At 57.5% G+C, this 16,718-nt stretch carries 21 protein-coding genes; 7 read left to right on the plus strand and 14 right to left on the minus strand.

Translation table 11 applies throughout. The features are described from left to right. Positions 1-220: 220 nt before the first annotated feature. Both fdxA and mutS read right to left on the minus strand, forming a co-directional pair. Entirely contained in the window at positions 221-544 is a 324-nt protein-coding gene (gene fdxA, locus ABDX87_RS19820) for a ferredoxin FdxA (protein ID WP_346829402.1), read from the minus strand. Positions 545-772: 228 nt separating this feature from the next. Then, a complete protein-coding gene (mutS, locus tag ABDX87_RS19825; protein WP_346833572.1) occupies positions 773-3,340 on the minus strand; it encodes a DNA mismatch repair protein MutS in 2,568 nt (855 codons plus the stop codon). A gap of 371 nt (positions 3,341-3,711) precedes the next feature. Between mutS and ABDX87_RS19830 the strand changes: the two genes are divergently transcribed. Next, positions 3,712-4,494 carry a tetratricopeptide repeat protein gene (locus tag ABDX87_RS19830; RefSeq protein WP_346829403.1) on the plus strand — a complete coding sequence of 261 codons (783 nt, stop codon included), beginning with the start codon at positions 3,712-3,714 and terminating at the stop codon, positions 4,492-4,494. Between the two features lie 16 nt (positions 4,495-4,510). After that, positions 4,511-4,921 carry a hypothetical protein gene (locus tag ABDX87_RS19835; protein ID WP_346829404.1) on the plus strand — a complete coding sequence of 137 codons (411 nt, stop codon included), beginning with the start codon at positions 4,511-4,513 and terminating at the stop codon, positions 4,919-4,921. A gap of 40 nt (positions 4,922-4,961) precedes the next feature. Here ABDX87_RS19835 and ABDX87_RS19840 read toward each other — a convergent pair whose 3' ends face one another. The 12 genes from ABDX87_RS19840 to ABDX87_RS19895 form a co-directional block, all read right to left on the minus strand. Beyond that, positions 4,962-6,209, minus strand: coding sequence for a site-specific integrase (locus tag ABDX87_RS19840; RefSeq protein ID WP_346829405.1), 1,248 nt, complete (start codon positions 6,207-6,209; stop codon positions 4,962-4,964). Further along, positions 6,176-6,373, minus strand: a complete 198-nt coding sequence (locus ABDX87_RS19845; protein ID WP_346829406.1) for an excisionase — start codon at positions 6,371-6,373, stop codon at positions 6,176-6,178. The genes ABDX87_RS19840 and ABDX87_RS19845 overlap by 34 nt, the downstream gene beginning before the upstream one ends. After that, positions 6,370-7,293 (minus strand): DNA cytosine methyltransferase, encoded by a 924-nt coding sequence (locus ABDX87_RS19850; protein WP_346829407.1) that lies wholly within the window; start codon positions 7,291-7,293, stop codon positions 6,370-6,372. Before ABDX87_RS19850 ends, ABDX87_RS19845 begins: the two co-directional genes overlap by 4 nt. Next, on the minus strand, positions 7,290-8,522 hold the full coding sequence (locus ABDX87_RS19855) for a phosphohydrolase (RefSeq protein WP_346829408.1): 1,233 nt from the start codon (positions 8,520-8,522) through the stop codon (positions 7,290-7,292). Before ABDX87_RS19855 ends, ABDX87_RS19850 begins: the two co-directional genes overlap by 4 nt. Next, positions 8,519-8,893: a hypothetical protein gene (locus ABDX87_RS19860; protein WP_346829409.1), complete on the minus strand. Its 375-nt coding sequence runs from the start codon at positions 8,891-8,893 to the stop codon at positions 8,519-8,521. Before ABDX87_RS19860 ends, ABDX87_RS19855 begins: the two co-directional genes overlap by 4 nt. An 89-nt stretch (positions 8,894-8,982) precedes the next feature. Beyond that, positions 8,983-9,114: a hypothetical protein gene (locus ABDX87_RS19865; protein ID WP_346833717.1), complete on the minus strand. Its 132-nt coding sequence runs from the start codon at positions 9,112-9,114 to the stop codon at positions 8,983-8,985. 33 nt (positions 9,115-9,147) lie between these two features. Next, positions 9,148-9,387 carry a pyocin activator PrtN family protein gene (locus ABDX87_RS19870; RefSeq protein WP_346829410.1) on the minus strand — a complete coding sequence of 80 codons (240 nt, stop codon included), beginning with the start codon at positions 9,385-9,387 and terminating at the stop codon, positions 9,148-9,150. Beyond that, positions 9,384-9,758, minus strand: coding sequence for a hypothetical protein (locus tag ABDX87_RS19875; RefSeq protein WP_346829411.1), 375 nt, complete (start codon positions 9,756-9,758; stop codon positions 9,384-9,386). The genes ABDX87_RS19870 and ABDX87_RS19875 overlap by 4 nt, the downstream gene beginning before the upstream one ends. Continuing rightward, the gene (locus ABDX87_RS19880) at positions 9,755-10,036 is read right to left on the minus strand and encodes a phage antirepressor KilAC domain-containing protein (RefSeq protein ID WP_346829412.1); all 282 of its coding nucleotides are present in this window, start codon (positions 10,034-10,036) and stop codon (positions 9,755-9,757) included. The genes ABDX87_RS19875 and ABDX87_RS19880 overlap by 4 nt, the downstream gene beginning before the upstream one ends. 9 nt (positions 10,037-10,045) lie before the next feature. Continuing rightward, positions 10,046-10,618, minus strand: a complete 573-nt coding sequence (locus tag ABDX87_RS19885; protein ID WP_346829413.1) for a deoxynucleotide monophosphate kinase — start codon at positions 10,616-10,618, stop codon at positions 10,046-10,048. 272 nt (positions 10,619-10,890) lie between these two features. Then, a complete protein-coding gene (locus ABDX87_RS19890; protein WP_346829414.1) occupies positions 10,891-11,142 on the minus strand; it encodes a DUF1654 domain-containing protein in 252 nt (83 codons plus the stop codon). A gap of 139 nt (positions 11,143-11,281) precedes the next feature. Beyond that, on the minus strand, positions 11,282-11,992 hold the full coding sequence (locus tag ABDX87_RS19895; RefSeq protein ID WP_346829415.1) for a LexA family transcriptional regulator: 711 nt from the start codon (positions 11,990-11,992) through the stop codon (positions 11,282-11,284). A 99-nt stretch (positions 11,993-12,091) separates the two neighbouring features. Here ABDX87_RS19895 and ABDX87_RS19900 point away from each other — a divergent pair, with 99 nt between their 5' ends. The 5 genes from ABDX87_RS19900 to ABDX87_RS19920 all read left to right on the plus strand — a co-directional run bounded on the left by ABDX87_RS19900 (position 12,092) and on the right by ABDX87_RS19920 (position 16,707). Beyond that, a complete protein-coding gene (locus ABDX87_RS19900) occupies positions 12,092-12,319 on the plus strand; it encodes a transcriptional regulator (RefSeq protein WP_346829416.1) in 228 nt (75 codons plus the stop codon). Between the two features lie 226 nt (positions 12,320-12,545). After that, a complete protein-coding gene (locus ABDX87_RS19905; RefSeq protein WP_346829417.1) occupies positions 12,546-13,034 on the plus strand; it encodes a phage regulatory CII family protein in 489 nt (162 codons plus the stop codon). Continuing rightward, positions 13,027-13,230: a TraR/DksA C4-type zinc finger protein gene (locus ABDX87_RS19910; protein WP_346829418.1), complete on the plus strand. Its 204-nt coding sequence runs from the start codon at positions 13,027-13,029 to the stop codon at positions 13,228-13,230. Before ABDX87_RS19905 ends, ABDX87_RS19910 begins: the two co-directional genes overlap by 8 nt. Continuing rightward, complete coding sequence (locus ABDX87_RS19915) at positions 13,227-15,905, plus strand: DUF5906 domain-containing protein (RefSeq protein WP_346829419.1); 2,679 nt, start codon at positions 13,227-13,229, stop codon at positions 15,903-15,905. Before ABDX87_RS19910 ends, ABDX87_RS19915 begins: the two co-directional genes overlap by 4 nt. Before the next feature lie 328 nt (positions 15,906-16,233). Beyond that, positions 16,234-16,707, plus strand: coding sequence for a hypothetical protein (locus ABDX87_RS19920; protein ID WP_346829420.1), 474 nt, complete (start codon positions 16,234-16,236; stop codon positions 16,705-16,707). The last annotated feature ends 11 nt before the right edge of the window (positions 16,708-16,718 follow it).

Genomic DNA, 16,718 nt, shown 5'->3' on the forward strand with positions numbered 1-16,718 from the left:
GTGCCGAGGGAATGGCACAGGCGGTCAAGGATGACAGCCGCAAGGACATCGCAGGATGCGATTCATCAGGATGATGAAAAGGATTAAAGGGATTACGGAAAAAATGTGGGCGGGTCAAACCGCCCCTTTTTTTGCCTGCTGAAAAGCAGGCGGATCGTGGTAGAGGTCCCGACCATGCAACAAGGCCCCGAGGGGCCTTTTGCAGATGTCCGGCTTGAGCTTAGCGCTCCAGGTCGGCGATCTTGCCCTTCTTGCCGTCCCACTCTTCAGCATCCGGCAGCGCGTCTTTGCGCTCGGTGATGTTGGGCCAGACGTCTGCCAGCTCGGCATTCAGCTCAATGAAGTTTTCCATGCCAGCCGGGACCTCGTCTTCCGAGAAGATCGCGGTAGCCGGGCATTCAGGCTCGCACAGTGCGCAGTCGATGCACTCATCCGGGTGAATCACCAGGAAGTTCGGGCCTTCGTAGAAGCAGTCCACCGGACAGACTTCTACACAGTCGGTGTATTTGCACTTGATGCAGTTGTCGGTGACGACGAAGGTCATTTCTAATTCTCTCCTCAGGCGGCGGCAGCAGAGCCCTTCACGGCAGGGTTGCTCGGTTGGGAACGTTCCCGGGCCATTCAGAACGCAGTCAGCTCGGCTCATGCCGACAGGCGTGAGCGCGAAGCGTTGGTTCGCTGTGTTCGAACGCGGCTCGGATCTCTTGCGGCCCGGCTAGAGCCGGACCATTCCCAAACCGCGCGGGATTCTAACAGCTTGTTGCAAATACCGTTAGATCCGGTTTTGCAGTCCATATAACCATTCGATAGCTTGGCGCGGCGTCATATCGTCGATTTTCAGCTTCGACAGCTCTTCAAGCACGGGGTGCGGCAACGTGGCGAACAGGTCGGCCTGCTGCGGCGCTGGTGCTTTTCCGGGCTTTGGCTTGGGCTGTTCATGCGGCAGGCTGGTGGTTTCCAGACGCTGCAGATGTTCCTTGGCACGACTGATCACTTTGCCTGGAACCCCCGCCAGTTGGGCCACGGCCAAGCCGTAACTCTGACTGGCAGGGCCTGGCAGCACGCGGTGCAGGAACACGATGCGCTCGTTATGCTCCGTGGCGTTGAGGTGAACGTTGGCCACCAGCGGTTCGCTTTCCGGCAGCACCGTCAACTCGAAATAGTGCGTGGCAAACAGCGTGTAGGCGCGCAGTTGGGCGAGACATTCTGCCGCAGCCCAGGCCAGCGAAAGGCCGTCAAACGTGCTGGTGCCGCGGCCGACTTCATCCATCAGCACCAGGCTTTTGTCCGTGGCGTTGTGCAGGATGTTTGCGGTTTCGCTCATCTCGACCATGAACGTGGACCGTCCTCCCGCCAGATCGTCGCTGGAGCCGATACGGGTGAAGATGCGGTCGACCAGCGAAAGCTCGCAACTGGTCGCCGGAACAAAGCTGCCGATGTGGGCCAGCAAGACGATCAGCGCGGTCTGGCGCATGTAGGTGGATTTACCGCCCATGTTAGGACCGGTGATCACCAGCATGCGGGTGTTGTCGTTCAGGTCCAGATCGTTGGCCACGAAGGGCGAGGACAATACTTGCTCGACCACCGGGTGACGGCCTTGCTCGATGCGCATGCAAGGCTCGTCGGTGAAGCGCGGCCGATTCAGATCAAGGTTCAGCGCACGTTCAGCCAGGTTGCTCAGCACGTCCAGTTCGGCGAGCGCAGCAGCGGTGTCCTGCAGCGGTGCCAGATGACCGATCAGGTCTTCAAGCAACCTTTCGTAGAGCATTTTTTCGCGAGCCAGCGCGCGGCTCTTGGCCGACAGCGCCTTGTCCTCGAACTCCTTGAGCTCCGGGGTGATGAAGCGCTCGGCACCCTTGAGCGTCTGGCGACGGATATAGTCGGCAGGCGCCTGTTCGGCCTGCTTGCTCGGCAACTCGATGAAGTAGCCATGCACACGGTTGTAACCGACTTTGAGGTTGGCAAGTCCTGTGCGCGCTTTTTCACGTGCTTCCAGGTCGATCAGGAACTGGCCGGCGTTCTCGCTCAGTGACAGCAGTTCGTCGAGCTCGGCGTCATAGCCGGTTTTCAACACGCCGCCGTCGCGGATCACGGCGGGCGGATTGTCGATAATGGCCCGTTGCAGCAGGTCGGCCAGCTCCGGGTAAGTGCTGGCGGTCCGGGCGAGTTGCTGAATGTGCGGTGCTTCCAGTTCGGCCAGTGCCAATTGCAGCTCCGGCAGCGCACTGAGGGCGTCGCGCAGACGTGCGAGGTCCCGAGGACGCGCGTTACGCAAGCCGATACGCGCGAGAATCCGTTCGATATCGCCAATTTCTTTCAACTGCGGCTGCAGGTTCTCGAAGCGATAACGCTCAAGGAAGCAACCGATTGATTCCTGACGCGCCTGCAGCACCTTCAGGTCGCGCAATGGTCGATTCAGCCAGCGCGTCAGCAGGCGCGTGGCCATGGCGGTCTGGCAGCGGTCCATGACGGATTGCAGGGTGTTGTCGCGGCCGCCGGCCAGATTGGTATCCAGCTCCAGGTTGCGGCGGCTGGCACCGTCCAGAATGACCGTGTCGTCCATGCGTTCGTGACGCAGGCTGCGCAAGTGTGGCAACGCCGTGCGCTGGGTTTCCTTGGCATAACCCAGCAGACAACCCGCAGCGCCGATGGCGAGGGTCAGGGTTTCGCAGCCAAAGCCTTTGAGGTCCTGAGTCGAGAATTGCTGGCACAGACTCTTGTGCGCCGAGTCGCGCTCGAAATCCCAAGGGGCGCGGCGACGCGCGCCACGGCGCTTCTCGGCGGGCAAACCTTGTGGCCAGTCGTCGGGAATCAACAGCTCAACCGGGTTGATACGTTCAAGCTCTGCGAGCAGGTTTTCCCAGCCCTTTATTTCCTGAACGGTGAAGTTACCGCTGGTGATGTCCAGGACGGCAAGCCCGAACAGGCGCTCATCGCCCAGCACCGCAGCAATCAGGTTGTCGCGACGTTCGTCGAGTAACGCCTCGTCACTCACGGTGCCCGGGGTGATGATGCGCACGACCTGGCGTTCGACAGGACCTTTGCTGGTCGCCGGATCGCCGATCTGTTCGCAGATCACAACGGACTCGCCCAGCTTCACCAGCTTGGCCAGATAACCCTCTGCCGCGTGATACGGGATGCCGCACATGGGAATGCTTTGCCCGGCCGACTGCCCCCGGGCGGTCAGCGTGATGTCGAGCAGTTTCGCCGCCTTTTTGGCGTCTTCGTAGAAGATCTCGTAGAAGTCGCCCATGCGATAGAACATCAACTGGTCTGGATGCTGATTTTTCAGCTTCCAATACTGTTGCATCATTGGGGTGTGCGAAGAAAGATCTGAAATAGCTTTATTCATCAATGGCTTACGAATTTTTTTAAAAGGTCGTGGGGCAAAATTGGGGCATCTCGTGGATGAAATCTTTATTTTTGAGAAGCCAGCCACTGCTCAATCGCTAATCGATTTGATACTCTGGCGCCCGGTCAGCCTAACACGAAGCCCTGTGGTGCTTCAGGTCACTACGATGCAGTTGCTATCACTGCCTTGTAACTGATTGAAAATCAAACATAATTCCAAGCCAGCAAGCGCAGAACTCCAAGATTTTTTTCCTAGGCGGCTCGGTGCGCCTCCTAGGAAAGAAATTTTTCGCATCACGCGGGCTCTGATGTCTATAGTCAACGCAGTGATGGGCATGGAAAGCCGTATCAGGAGAAAAAATGTCTGTTCCCAAGACAAAATCGTCGGAAATCACAGAGAAAATCAACCTGCTGTCTCAGCAGGCTGAAGTCTCTCCGTTCGAGGTCAAATCGCTCCAGCGAGATATTGATCGCCTGAAGCAGAGTGATGCGAGCGAGTCCTACATGCTCGGTGGCATGCTGCGGTCAATCCTGAACGACTACCCCGGAAGCAAAGAGCTTCACGAAAAATCTCTCAAGCTTTCGTACTCCTTGGTCGAGATAGTTAATTATGCTGTCTCGATGAAGCGGCTCGGACGGTCGCTTGAAGCGCTGCCGCTCTATTGCAAAGCTGCGGAGATGGATCCTGCAAACCCGGACCACGTTAGCAACGTACTTCAGCTGATGACATTCATTGGTGATTTCGAAAAGTACGATGCCGTCCTGGGGCGTTTTCAGAGAGCGAATCCAGACTTTGATATTACGGAGCTGACGTACGTGAATACGATAGAATCCATCCGGACTCATCTTGACGTCGTAGGTGTTCCTGAGTCCCAGTTCAAAATCGCTGGCGCACTAGTCGAAAAAGCTTTGACTGAGTTTGGCTTCAATTCTCGTCATATGCTTGAGCGGCTCAGTAATTTCGATGGTGTGAGTCATGTGTATGTCGAATTGGCAGTTGACGCCAAAAGTGCCTCTGAGCTTGTTCAAGTCAATGATAGAGTTGTCCAGTTAATTCTTGAGTGTGATGAGTTAACTTGCTGGGATCGACTTGTATACAATGTCGTAAGCTTCCACCCGCCCGTCACTGTAGATGCGGCATGATATAGGGATTTAAGTAATGCCGGTTACTTATAGTGATTTTTGCACGGATGCTCTGGAGCTTCTCCACGCGTTACCAACGACTGAGAGCAGGCTTCGGAACTCGGTATCCCGCGCATACTACGGCGTCTATCATGGTGCGTTGGCATACGCTGATAAGGTCAACGTTCCACCAGTCTCGGACCGTGCTGGTCCTAGTCATGAAAAGCTGCGCGCTTTTTACCAGGATGATATGTCGCTGGATATGGATGTGCGGATGAAACGTAAGCGTGTTGGATATATGTTGAAGGTGCTTGTCGGTAATCGCCGTAAGGCTGATTACGACCTTGGCAAGACTATCACTCATATTGACGCTGACGCTCACTATCAGCGCTGCATGCAATGCGTCCAGGTCGTTCAGGAACTGGAAGCTCTCGTCAAGGCCGCTTAACTTTCTGTCGGGTGAAATAGCGGCTTAGGTCGCTATTGACTTACCGATTGCGGGCTGTGCATATACCGTTCCAAATATGTTTTAGCTCTGCTTCTGATTCATCGTCCATCCATTTTGCGTATACCTCAACCAGCATTGTGAAATCCTTGTGGCCCATTTGCTTCGCAATGAACGCGAGGTTGCCACGAGCGCTCAGGCACCAGCAGGCATAGGTGTGCCTAGTCTGATAAGGACGTCGGTGACGAATGCCCGCCCTGCGCTGTACGTTTCCCCACTTGGTGTTCCATGCCGTCGGCGTGAACCATTCGTTGATGACTTCTTTGCGAGCTTGAGTGCCTGGCGATAAAAGGGGGGTTACCTCGTCGATCCTGCTTTCGTGTCGGTTCAGGAATACCTGCACCTTTAAAGGCTTCAGATCTGCTACGAGCGCAATCAGCTGTCTGCAGGCTTCTAACGCTGGAGGCATCAGCAGAACTGTACGGCTTCTTTCCGTCTTTGGCACTTTGAAGTCGCCATCCGCGGTAATGGCGCGGGTCACCTTGATGGCGCCCGCGTCAAGATCAATATCCTCAACGCCGAGGGCGCATAGTTCCCCTGGGCGAAGCCCGGTGAATACCGCCAGCGTAATCGCAGCGCTGTCCTGGATGTGCAGGCATCCTTTGCTCAGCAATCGATCAAACTCATCCCGTGTAAGCGGGTCAGGATCCTTGGCCGCCATCGCGAATCGGTTGCACGTTGCCGCCAGTCCGGCCCGAGCGTAGCCGTTGTTCTCGCACCAATATAAAAAGCCCGCAAAGGTCGCCAAGTAGTGGTTGGTCGTCGAGGGTGCCCGATCTGTGATTAGTTGAGTGCGCAGTAGTTGTATGTCCTCTGGCAGCAAGATGCTGGCGAATCGATCAGCGCCGACCAGTTCAACGCAAATATCCAGGGCGACCTCATACTTGCTTTCCGTCATCGGGGTTATATCAACTGCCTTCAGCGGCTTGTAGCGTTTGATCAGTTGCTTTAACGACTCGTCCTTGCGCGAGGTTTTGTTTTTGCTATTGACCGAGTCCGGGAAATGCCGAGCGTAATCGAATGTGCCGGTCTTAATCTCATGAAGAATCGCCGCCCTTAATTGGGCGGCGTGCTTGATATTGGCTTTTGTAGAAGGCAGTCCGAGCGACTGGCGATGGCGCTTGCGGCGCCACATGAAAACGATGCGCAGGTAGCCGCCGTGAAGTTCAATGCCTTTGTGTTTTGCAAGCTCAGTTTCTAGGCTGCTTCCTGCGGTGCGCTCTCGGCCCACTTGTCGTACTCCGTCATGTTGATGGTGATGCGCCCGTCGGGCGCCTTGCGCCAAATCCGGCCTTGCGCCCATGTGCCGTTCTTCACCTTGTGGCGAATGGCGTCTTCGCTGTAGCCGGTAAGTTCGGATGCTCGATTAATCAGTACCCAGCGTGGCGTGGTCATGCGGCCTCCAAAAACGCTTCAATCACACGGCGTCCGGCAAGCGGCGGTACTGCGTTGCCTGCCATGTGCATCGTCAGTTTGTGATTGTTAGGCCGCAGGGTGTTCGCCCCAAACGATTGAGCTGCAAGCGCTTCATTGGCGCTAACCATGCGCATTTCATCTCCTCTTACTAGTGCCCAACGATCCCGCGTGGTGATGGTTCCGATTGGCCGGTTGATGTCGCGCCCGGTCAGCCCTGAGCCAGCGCCGTAGTACGGCATGATGAATTGATCACCGAAGCGTTTGCGGGCGTTTCGAACCCGTTCAATCGTGGCAACGGCTCGGCCTGGTCTTACTATTGGCGACCATTTGCCCGCGTTGAAGTCCAAGAAGCTGGCCGCAGGGACATGCTGATATCGATGCAGTTGCAGCATTAATGGCGCTCGGCTGCGGGTCAGAACAAGGAATAGCCGTACCCGGTGTTGCGGTACTCCAAGGTCTGCACAGTCGACGACGTGCGGGGCTACCTGATAGCCCAGCGCTTCGACCGCAGCGACCCAGGCGGGGTAAAGTGCCCACTGGGTGAACTCGGGTACGTTTTCCAGTACACCGCCGTCTGGTCTGTGGAATTCAAGTGCCGACACCACGGCCCATGCGGTTGAGCGTGATGAGTCATGTTGTGGGTTGCCGTTCCCTTTGCCGCGAGCGCGGGAGTGGCCTTGGCAGCACGGGGAGGCCAGCAATAAATCATGGCTCGGCACCAACTCCCAGCGCGCCTGGTGAAGATCTTGACAGACGTGCTGTGTCTGCGGGTGATTGGCCTCGTGCCACTTGACCGCTTCAGGCCAGTGGTTTGCGGCCCACAGGACCTCGACGCCTGCATCGCGGGCGCCAGTGGACCAGCCCCCGAGTCCTGCGAACATATCGACGGCGGTCGTCATGATGCCTCTCCCTTGAAAAGAGGGTCGGCGTAGAAAACCTCTTTCGGTGCATCCGGCCATTCGTCGCGGATAGCCTGGAAGTTGCCGTCATTCCAGCAACGTAGGAACTCCAGTGGCTCTTGTGTGCGGCCATCGCCGAGCATGTAGCTCACCACGGCTGACCAGCATTCGTCGGCGCGTTTAAGTTCGGCGAGTTCGGAGTTGAGTCGGTCTGCCAGGTGCCAGGGTGTCCAGTAGCCGTCATCCATTGGAACTGAGAGAGGCAGCGTTGGGCCGTTCCAGCGTAGCCCGTAACGTGGCAGACCTTGACCACCAGGAGGGAAAGGCGGTCCGCCAGGTATTAGCCACGCCAAGTTGGTCGACAGCGCAAGAGGATGATCAAGTGCGACTTTGAATCCGGCCGCGTTGCGATGTCCGCCGCCACCGTACTGAGTTGCAACCTGCGATACGTCCTCGCCTTCGTCTGTGCTGCGCAGGCTAAATTGACGGGCGTCTGATGTGTCCCAATAGCAAGCTGCGAACGGAGAGCCCTTGGCCAGCAAGCTGCCTGCATCGCTCGCCATCGTTGGCGGTAGGTTTGCGACTGGCACTGTATGACCGCCAATCAACATCTCGCGGCGTGTCGTCTCAACGAGGTGCTTGACGTCTTTCTGATGCTTGCGATCAATCGCGGAGCCCTCCAAGGCCAGCTCGCGAAGGTCAGTCTCGGCCAAATAATCCCAGACCTCAAAGTCATGCGGATAGCTAAAGATAGCGGCGGTGATAGCTTTTGTACCTGGTATTGAAAAGCGCCAGAGGTCGCGGTCTTCGATGTGGTTGATCAGCGCCGGGCGCGGCGCATCGGGAAAGAAGTAGTCCCATGCGATGCCTGCGCCTGAGCGGTTCATGTCGAACAAAGCGTGCAGTCGACCAATATCCTGTGGAGCGTCCAAGTGATTTATGCCAGCAGCAGGCACGGTGTCGAGCTGAGTTTGTGCGGATTTGTGGTGGTCCAGTACCAGCACGGACTCAGCCACTTGGCTCATCATCACAAGGGTTTGAAGCGGATAGGAGAAGTCCACTACGACCACGTCCTTGCCAGTGACGTCCGGTGCGGGTTCGCCGTAGGAGGCCGCGTGGAATTCGACGTCAGAACCCAGCGCCTTGCGCACGACCCAGGCTGCACCGAAGCCATCCGCGCAATTGGCGTGGTAGATACAGATGGTGGAGGTTGGATGAATCCCGGTCATGCTGCATTCTCCTGGTCTGCTGTACCGTTGGAGGCGGTGCCATCTTCGCCTTGGATGCGAATTGCGATCTTGTTCAGTGCGGCGAAGTGTTCAAGTACCCGCGTCCGATACCGCTCCGTGTGCGGGAGGATGCGCCATGTCTCATGGGCGACGTGCAGCGTTTTGGAGATCGCCAGCAGCGTGTCCAGATCGGATTGCTGTAAGGCATTGTGTTCGCTCACTCGCTCGGAGCGGCCTTCGATCCGGCCCGCAGCTCTGCCCTCTGCGAATTGGTAGCGGCGATCTCTTGCAATGGCTTTTGCGCTGATCCGGAACAGGCTGAAAGCCAGCACGGAGGCGAGTGCCAGAGCGATGAAATGGATGGGGTGCATGTGCTGTGCGTCCTATAGTGGGTGCCACCGCCGGTGGTGTCGCCATGGTGAGAGGCCGGCGGTGGGCTTATGACTGGTGGGCTCGTATGTTACTTGGCGAGCTTGAAGGTGCCGTTGTCCACGAAGCCTGCCGCAACTTCCGAAAGGGCATGGCCGATCTGATCGGCAAACACTCCCGCATTAAGTTCGCCGATAAACTCGGCGGTGTTTGTTGCTTTCATGTGCTGTGCCTTCTGTGTAGTTGTGGTGAGAATTCAGGCTGCGTTGCTGCGCTGCATGTCGAGGTAGTTAGCCAAGTCGTGCAAATACACCACTGGTTGCCCTTTGCTCGACCCGCCTAGCCGGGTCACTTTGAGCTGAATGGCCCCTGCGTTGATCTTGCGCAGCAGGTACCTGTCGCTTGCGATGTGCGAGAAATAGCGCTCTCTGACCGCGCCGAGTGTGGGGCAGGGAGTGGCAAACTCGCTGCGCAGTTGGGTTAAGGTTGCGCTCACGCTGCGTGCTCCCCCGGCCCCTCTGCTGAAGGCAGCAACTGCAGCCGGATCAATTCGGCGAGTCCTTTGGGCGACTTGCCTGTCGCGGTCGCAAGCAGCCTCCCGCGTTCGTCCGCGACGACGGCGCCGTAGGGACGCTCCGGACTGTTGGTTGGAGTGACGTAAGCCACCTGGCCCGCCCGCACGACCGCGTCGACCAGGCGAAACACCTCGGCGAGTTCGAGCGTAACGGGCGGCAACCCCTCCAGCATCGCCAGCGCTTCGGTGGTCGCGCCGATCAGCGTCGCCCGACTGATGACGGTGGGGTGGTTCAAGAACATCGGAACCAGCTTCAGGGCGCCGACGGCGTGTGTGATCGCGGTCTGATTCATGCTGCTGCATCCTTGTTGATCTTGGTAACGATGACCCCGAGCTTCTTTGCCAGCCATTCCACGCCCGGTTCTTTCACCATCACGACGGCGTAATGGCGGTAGTTGCCGAGCTTCGGGTTCCAGGTACTGCGGGTGTCCGAATACAGGTAGCCGCGTTCGCGATGATGGCTTGCCAGATCGCCATCCTTGGTCAGGATGTGCAGATCGCGCAGCTTGGCCCGGAAGGCTCGCGGTTTGATGCCCAGCACGGCAGCGGTCTCGTCGAGAGTTCTGTTCATGGCGGGTGCTCAGGCTGCTGACCGGGTGCGACGAGCGTGCAGTGCATGCAGCATTGATTCGACTTGGTGATGCAGGCTTGCCAGATCGCCATCGTTGACCAGCACCAGATCATCCTTGTGAAGCGAAACGCCTGCCTCACTGAGGTGAGGGTTAACTTTCGGTGCGTCAAAGCGCTGGAGATGGACGACCACGCCGCCACGCTTGCGAACAAAGTCCGCCTCATTCTCAAAGCGCAGGTCGCTGATCACGAAGCTTGGTGAGGGCCACGATGCGTTGGCGAGAGCATCAAGGTGCTGCTCGGCCAGGTCGACCCACAGATTCGCGCTGATCATGTGACGGCCCCACTCGGTGCCGAGCAGTTGCATTAGTTGTCGGGGGGAGCGACCCAGCCATGCGATGGGTTCCTCTTTTGCTGCGCCCTCGAAATCCTCTGGCGACAGTTGGAAGATCGCCATTAGTGCGTCGCGGAGCGGATCAGCGAAGGCGTAGCACTCGAAGCCGTGCTCGAGCGCGAGGTGATGCGCCGTGGTGCTCTTGCCCGTACGGGCAGGTCCGGTGAGGCCGATGAGGAGTTGGCTCATGCTGCGTCACCTCCCCACGGCGCCGAGTCCTCTGCCTGATTCAGCTGGGCATGACGTTGCTTCGGGGTGGTGATGATCAGGAGGCCTGTGCGGCGCTGAATGGCTTCAATTGACGCTTTTGAGGTTGCCGCTGCGGGGTGAAGGAACACCCTGCAGCGGTTAGCTTGCTGCGCTGTTTGCATTAGTTTTTACCTTGTGGTGAGAGGTGGACAAGGTAAAAATTAGCAATAGCTAAATAATTATGCAATAGCAATTGCTAAATTATTTGAGGGTCAATCTTTTTCCGGTACCACCCAAGCTAATCGAACGGAGTCATCCTCAAGCTGCGTCATGTGAACGCCGTCCGTTTCCGCAATAGCTTCTAGGATGCTTTCCCAGTCTTCTTGCCGCTCATCTGGAGATTTGCAAATGACTGCTGCACGCGCCTTCTGGGCTGCTGGCGAGTTGATAATTTTCTGTAGGCGCGCACCCAGCATTTGGAGTGAGGTCGGCAGGGGTGGGGACTTTGGTTGTTTTGATGCCATGGGGTTTCCTCCTTGGTTACTGTATGTGCATACAGTATCCGCGATGGGGTTTGCTCGCAACAAAAGAGTACTAATGTACTCCTGCGGTGTGTGAGCATAAAAAAACCCGCACAGAGCGGGTTTATTGGACTCATCAGGATCAAAGTTTTCTGGCGTTCCAGACCATCAGTACGCGTGCGTGGATGTGGATTTTCTCCAGGTCCACACCATCGATCATGATTGCCGGGTATACAGGGTTGTCAGAGATCATCCGTAGCGTTCCTCCAGTCATGCGCTGCAGTCGCTTGATGAACAGGTCTCCATCGAGCGTAAACGCATAGACAGCATCAGTTCGAACCGTCGTTATTCCCTTGTCCACCAGCAGCGCGTCGCCGTCCTTAAACGTAGGATCCATGCTGTCCCCGTCGCCCGTGATGATGGCGAGGTTTTCCAAAGCGGAATATGCCAGCCCTTGAGATTTGAGCCAGTCAGAATGGACTGTCAGATCTCGGATTACTTCGATCTGATGATTTGGGGCATGACCCGGACCCATTGACGCCGCCACGTTGAGATGCGGGATCGTGACGAATCCAAGCGCCTCCATGACCCGTTTTTTGGGGAGGGGATTGACTGACGGAACTGGCGTCAACGCCTGCGCTTCATCTGGTATCTGCGGGCTGACCAGTGAGCCCTTGGGAAGGCCGATCTTCTCTTCAAGGTTCGCCGCTGCCTTCTCGCCGAGCTTCCTGTGCCCATTCAAAAGTTGCGACAAATAGGAAGCATCCAGCCCGTGAAGGTCGGAAAAGTCTTTCTGGCTAAGGTTGCCCATCACCTGCCGCAGAGCGGCTCTTCGCTGTGTGCTGATATCCATTGCGCAATCATCCATGCGCGTTAGCAAACAGTAAATTACGGTTTGCTATTGCGCTGCCAATTAGCAATTGCTAATCTCGCTTCTCAATAGGAGGTGCATATGACTCTGCACGAATATTTAAAGGTTTTTGATAAGGCAGGCCTCGAGGACTTTGCGAGGCGCTGTGACACAACCGTCGGGCAGCTCAGGCAGGTGTCATACAACAACCGGCGCGCCGGTGCCGCACTGGCAGTCAGCATCGATCGAGAATCCAAAGGGTCGGTTACCTGTGATCAGCTAAGGCCAGATATTGACTGGGCTTATCTGAGGCAGTCATTAGCAGCTTAGAACTACCGGGCCGGGGATTCTCTCACCACAAGTATCACCCCGACCCAGACAAGCCAGCGCTTAGCGCTGGAGAACCGCCGACCAAGTCCTCTCACCACAAGAATCGCCTGGTCGGCTCGAACGATGAGCGTGCCGCACAGCACGTTTAGCACAGCACACCGGTCGTGGTCGTAGGATAGGGCGTGCCCGTTTCTATGGCTACACCGTAAAAGGGGATTTTACGGTTATGAGTCGCTCTGATCTTTTGCCGGACACTGGTCCGGTTCTTTCATTGCGCCAAGCGCTTTACCGCGCGGGGCGTGATTACAAGGGTGGTGTGACTGCCCTGGCCTTCGAAATGGTGATCGAGAACGACGCCCTCCAGAAGAAACTCAAACTGGATGAAGAGCGGCGCTGGCTGAATCCTGACGAGCTTGAAGAGGTCATTCGGTTGACAGCTGACCCTCGTCTCCTCGATGCGCTGGTTCGTCCGGCGGGCGCGGTTTGGTACCGCCCTGTACCGGTCGATGCGACAAAGGAAGCGCTGCTCGCCGTAGGCAAACTGCTGGGTGAGACGGGCGAATTCGTTGCCAAAATGCACGACGGCGCAGCAGATAACATCTGGGAGCTGCACGAGGTCATCGACCTTGAAAAGCACGGGGCAGATGTGATTCGCGAAGTGCTGGGCATCATGGCCGGCGCGCGTCAGGCGATGGAGGATCGCCAGAATGGCTGACGTCGCAGATATCGCTAACGATCAAGCCCAGTACTTGCTGGATGTCGCATTGCAGCGTCGGGCAACAGGCCCGGTGCGTGCCAGTGCTGAATTCTGCGAGGTCTGTGACGACCCGATCCCGCTGTTGCGGCAGCAGAAGGTGTTAGGTTGCCAAACCTGCGTCAGCTGCCAGGCGTTGCGGGAGCAGCGGAGATGACCGACCGCTCGAACCCAAGCAGTATCGCAACATGGGCTCGGCGTTACATCGAAACCTTCAACCTGGCTCTGGTATCCATCGAGCCGGGTGAGAAGGCGCCGAAAGGATTTGGCTGGAATAAGCCCGGCGGGTACATCACCGATCCTGACGCGGCTGAGAAATTCTGGACGTCGAACTCGAAGCACAACATGGGCGTCGTGCTGGGGCCAAGTCGTGTCTGCTCGCTGGATGTCGATGACGTCGAGTACACCCGACAGATATTTGCAGACCTGCTCGGCTTGGATCTGGACGCGCTGGCCGAAGTCTATCCGACAGTTGTCGGTAACCCGGCGCGCTTCCGCATTCTATTCGCTGTGCCTGATGGCCTCGACCTCACTCGCCATTCCCTCGCGTGGCCGAATCCGAATGATCCGGACGGCTCGAAGCACAAGTCGCTGATCATGAAAGCGAACACCGCCAAAGATGCCGGGGACACGGCGCGGGAGAAGCTTTACCGCGTCGAAGCACAGCAGTATGCGCGCATCACGGTGTTTGAGCTCCGCGCCGGCCTTGTGCAAGACGTGCTCCCGCCGTCGATCCATCCTGGCACTGGTAAGCCCTACACCTGGCGCACTCCGCCTTCTTCTGACGGTCTGCCGGTCCTGACTGCTGACCTGCTGAATATCTGGAATGGTTGGGACATCTTCAAGCGTGATGCCGAGGCCGCATGCCCTTGGGCGCCGAAGATCGAGCAGCCAAAGTCAAAGCAAAAACCCAAGCCTGTCTCTACTCACGGTAAGCAGCCGTCTGTAATCGACGAGTTCAACCGTTGCCATGATGTCGAAGAGCTGCTGAAAGCGCACGGGTATATCAAGCGCGGCCAGAAATGGTTGTACGCACAGAGCAGTACCGGCTTGCCTGGCATCACGATCACCGACGGCAAGGTGTATTCGCACCATGGCGCTGATCCACTTGCCAACGGCCATCAGAACGATGCGTTCGAGGTTTACTGCCTGCTCGAGCACGGCGGCGATCAGTTGCGGGCCGTGAAAGAAGCGGCACGCATGCTGGGTATGCAGGCTGCTCGCCCGCCGCAGCCAGATCTTCCCCCAGCCCCATCACCCGAAGAGGCCGACCTTGGGCCGTCAGAAGCTGCGGCTCCTGCCAACGACGGGGGGGCGGGGGACGGGTTGACGGTTGACCAGCTGCTGCGGCGTTTTGCTTTGGTGGAAGGCACCACGCAGGTATGGGACATCGATAAGACACGGGTAATGAAGAAGTCTGCGTTCGAGGCCTTGGTCGGAAAGTCTCTCGCGAAGGAGTGGATTGATAATCCCAAAAAGAAGCTGATCGCCGACGACCAGGTGCGCGAGTTCGAGCAGGTTCGCAAGATGGCCGGCAAGAAAGGCGGGGCGCTGGGTATGGCGCCTGTCGAGCGCTATGTTTACATCGACGGAACGAAGGACGTGTGGGATCGCGAGAAGAAACGACGCGTCCCCGAAGGCGCGGTGAAGATGGCTCTGGGCGATGCCTATGCGCTCTGGCTCAACAGTGCTGATCGCCGTGTCGTGGACGTCGACCACATTGTTTTCGACCCGACGATGACCAAGGATCCGGGCGTGTACATCAACACGTTTGAAGGGTTGCCGCTTGAGCCAGTTGATGACGACGAGGCCTGCGCGAATCTGCGGTGGCTCATTTCGTTTCTGTGCAACCACGACGACAGCGCGCATGAGTGGCTGACTCGCTGGCTGGCTTATCCGCTGCAGCACCTGGGCGCGAAGATGGACACGGCGGTGCTGATGCACTCCACCATGGAAGGCTCAGGCAAAAGTCTTTTATTTGCGGACACGTTTGGCGCGCTTTACGGCCAGTATGCCGCAACGGTGGGTCAGACCCAGTTGGAAAGCAACTTCAACGCCTGGCAAAGCCGCAAGCTTTGGGCGGTGTTCGAGGAGGTCGTGAGCCGTGACCAGCGTTACAACCAAGTGGGCAAAATCAAGCACCTGGTGACCGGTAAAACCGTGCGGATGGAATCGAAATTCATCAATGGTTGGGAAGAGTCCAATCACATGAACGCCGTGTTCCTGAGCAACGAGATCCTGCCTTGGCCCATCAGCGAGAGTGACCGTCGAATGTTGGTGATGTGGCCGAATGAAACGCTGCCTGTAGCCCGCCAGAAGGCGATTGGTCTTGAGTTGCAGAACGGCGGCGTGGCGGCACTGTATGGCTGGCTGTTGCGCGTCGACCTTGGCGACTTCGATCAGCGCACTCGGCCTCCAAGCACCTCGGCGCGTGAGCGTCTGGTCGCACTCAGTCGCGCAGGCTGGCAAACATTCCTTCAGCTGTGGAAATACGGCGAACTGGGCGCTGGCCTATGGGGGGTGTGCCTTTCAAGCGACCTGTACGCCCTGTTTATCGAGTGGTGCCATCGCAACAAAGAGCACGCGATGAGTCAGACCAAGTTCTCCCTCTTCTTGAGCTCGGAGGTCGAGAAAACACGATCCATCCCATGGACGGAACGTAACGACCGCAAGTTCGGGGCGTTCTTCTTTCCTGATGATCCAGATGCTTCCCTCGCCCCATCGCTGAAGGCAGCCGATCTGGGCAAGACAGTCGAGGCGTGGCGCGCCAAGGCGAAGCTGGCAGGCTGGAATGTCGAGGCGTGGGACCACGTTAAGGCGGTTGCCGCATGAGTACGTCCAAAAGTGTGTTGGGTGTGCTGACCGTGTGTTGGGCTTCGTTTGGCAACCCCACACATCACGCAGGCCCGAAAACCGGGGTTTCTAGAGGGGTGTGTTGGGTGTGTTGGGTTTACGCGCGCGGGCGCGCATGTGCGCAGAATATTTCACCGCTTTCAGTTGAGAGAATCTTTTCCCATGCGAACCCTGAAAAACCCAACAAACCCAACACACTCAACACAGCATTTATTAATCAATTGATTTGTATGGTTTTTTTGTGTGTTGGGTTTGTGTCGGCTAGCCCGTTTTTTGTGTTGGGTCTGATTGTTTGGGGGATTGGGGCATGATCAAGGAAATCGAGGAGCTGATGATTCATTGGGGTGAGCATCACCGTCGGTACGGCCTAGGCGGTGGGATCGGCAGCCAGATGGGATCGATCATGGAGTGGAAAGGCCTTGCGCCTCGGGGAACGCCTGGTTCGCGGATCATCACAGGCGCTGCGGGGATGGATCACGTCACCAGCGAGGTGGACGCCGCACTTGCTCAGCTTCGCCGCACCAGTGACAAGGGTTGTGCGTTGGCGAGTCTGGCGCAGTATCGGTATCTGGAGCAGATGTCTATACGGGAGCAGATGCGCGCGCTCTGCATCGCCGAAGGTGCGGATCGGACCTATCGGAATTGGGTAACCCGGCTTCATCAGCAGGTGCTATTGATCATGGCGGATCGCAACAGCGCAGCGCGCGGCGCAGGTGGGCAGATGCAGAAACATAGCCATAGCAGGCTGATGGTCGCCAAGCTGGGCAGGGATCACGTATGACCGTTCGTCCG

Origin of the sequence: Pseudomonas abietaniphila (assembly GCF_039697315.1) — a bacterium.
GTDB classification, from domain to species: domain Bacteria; phylum Pseudomonadota; class Gammaproteobacteria; order Pseudomonadales; family Pseudomonadaceae; genus Aquipseudomonas; species Aquipseudomonas abietaniphila_B.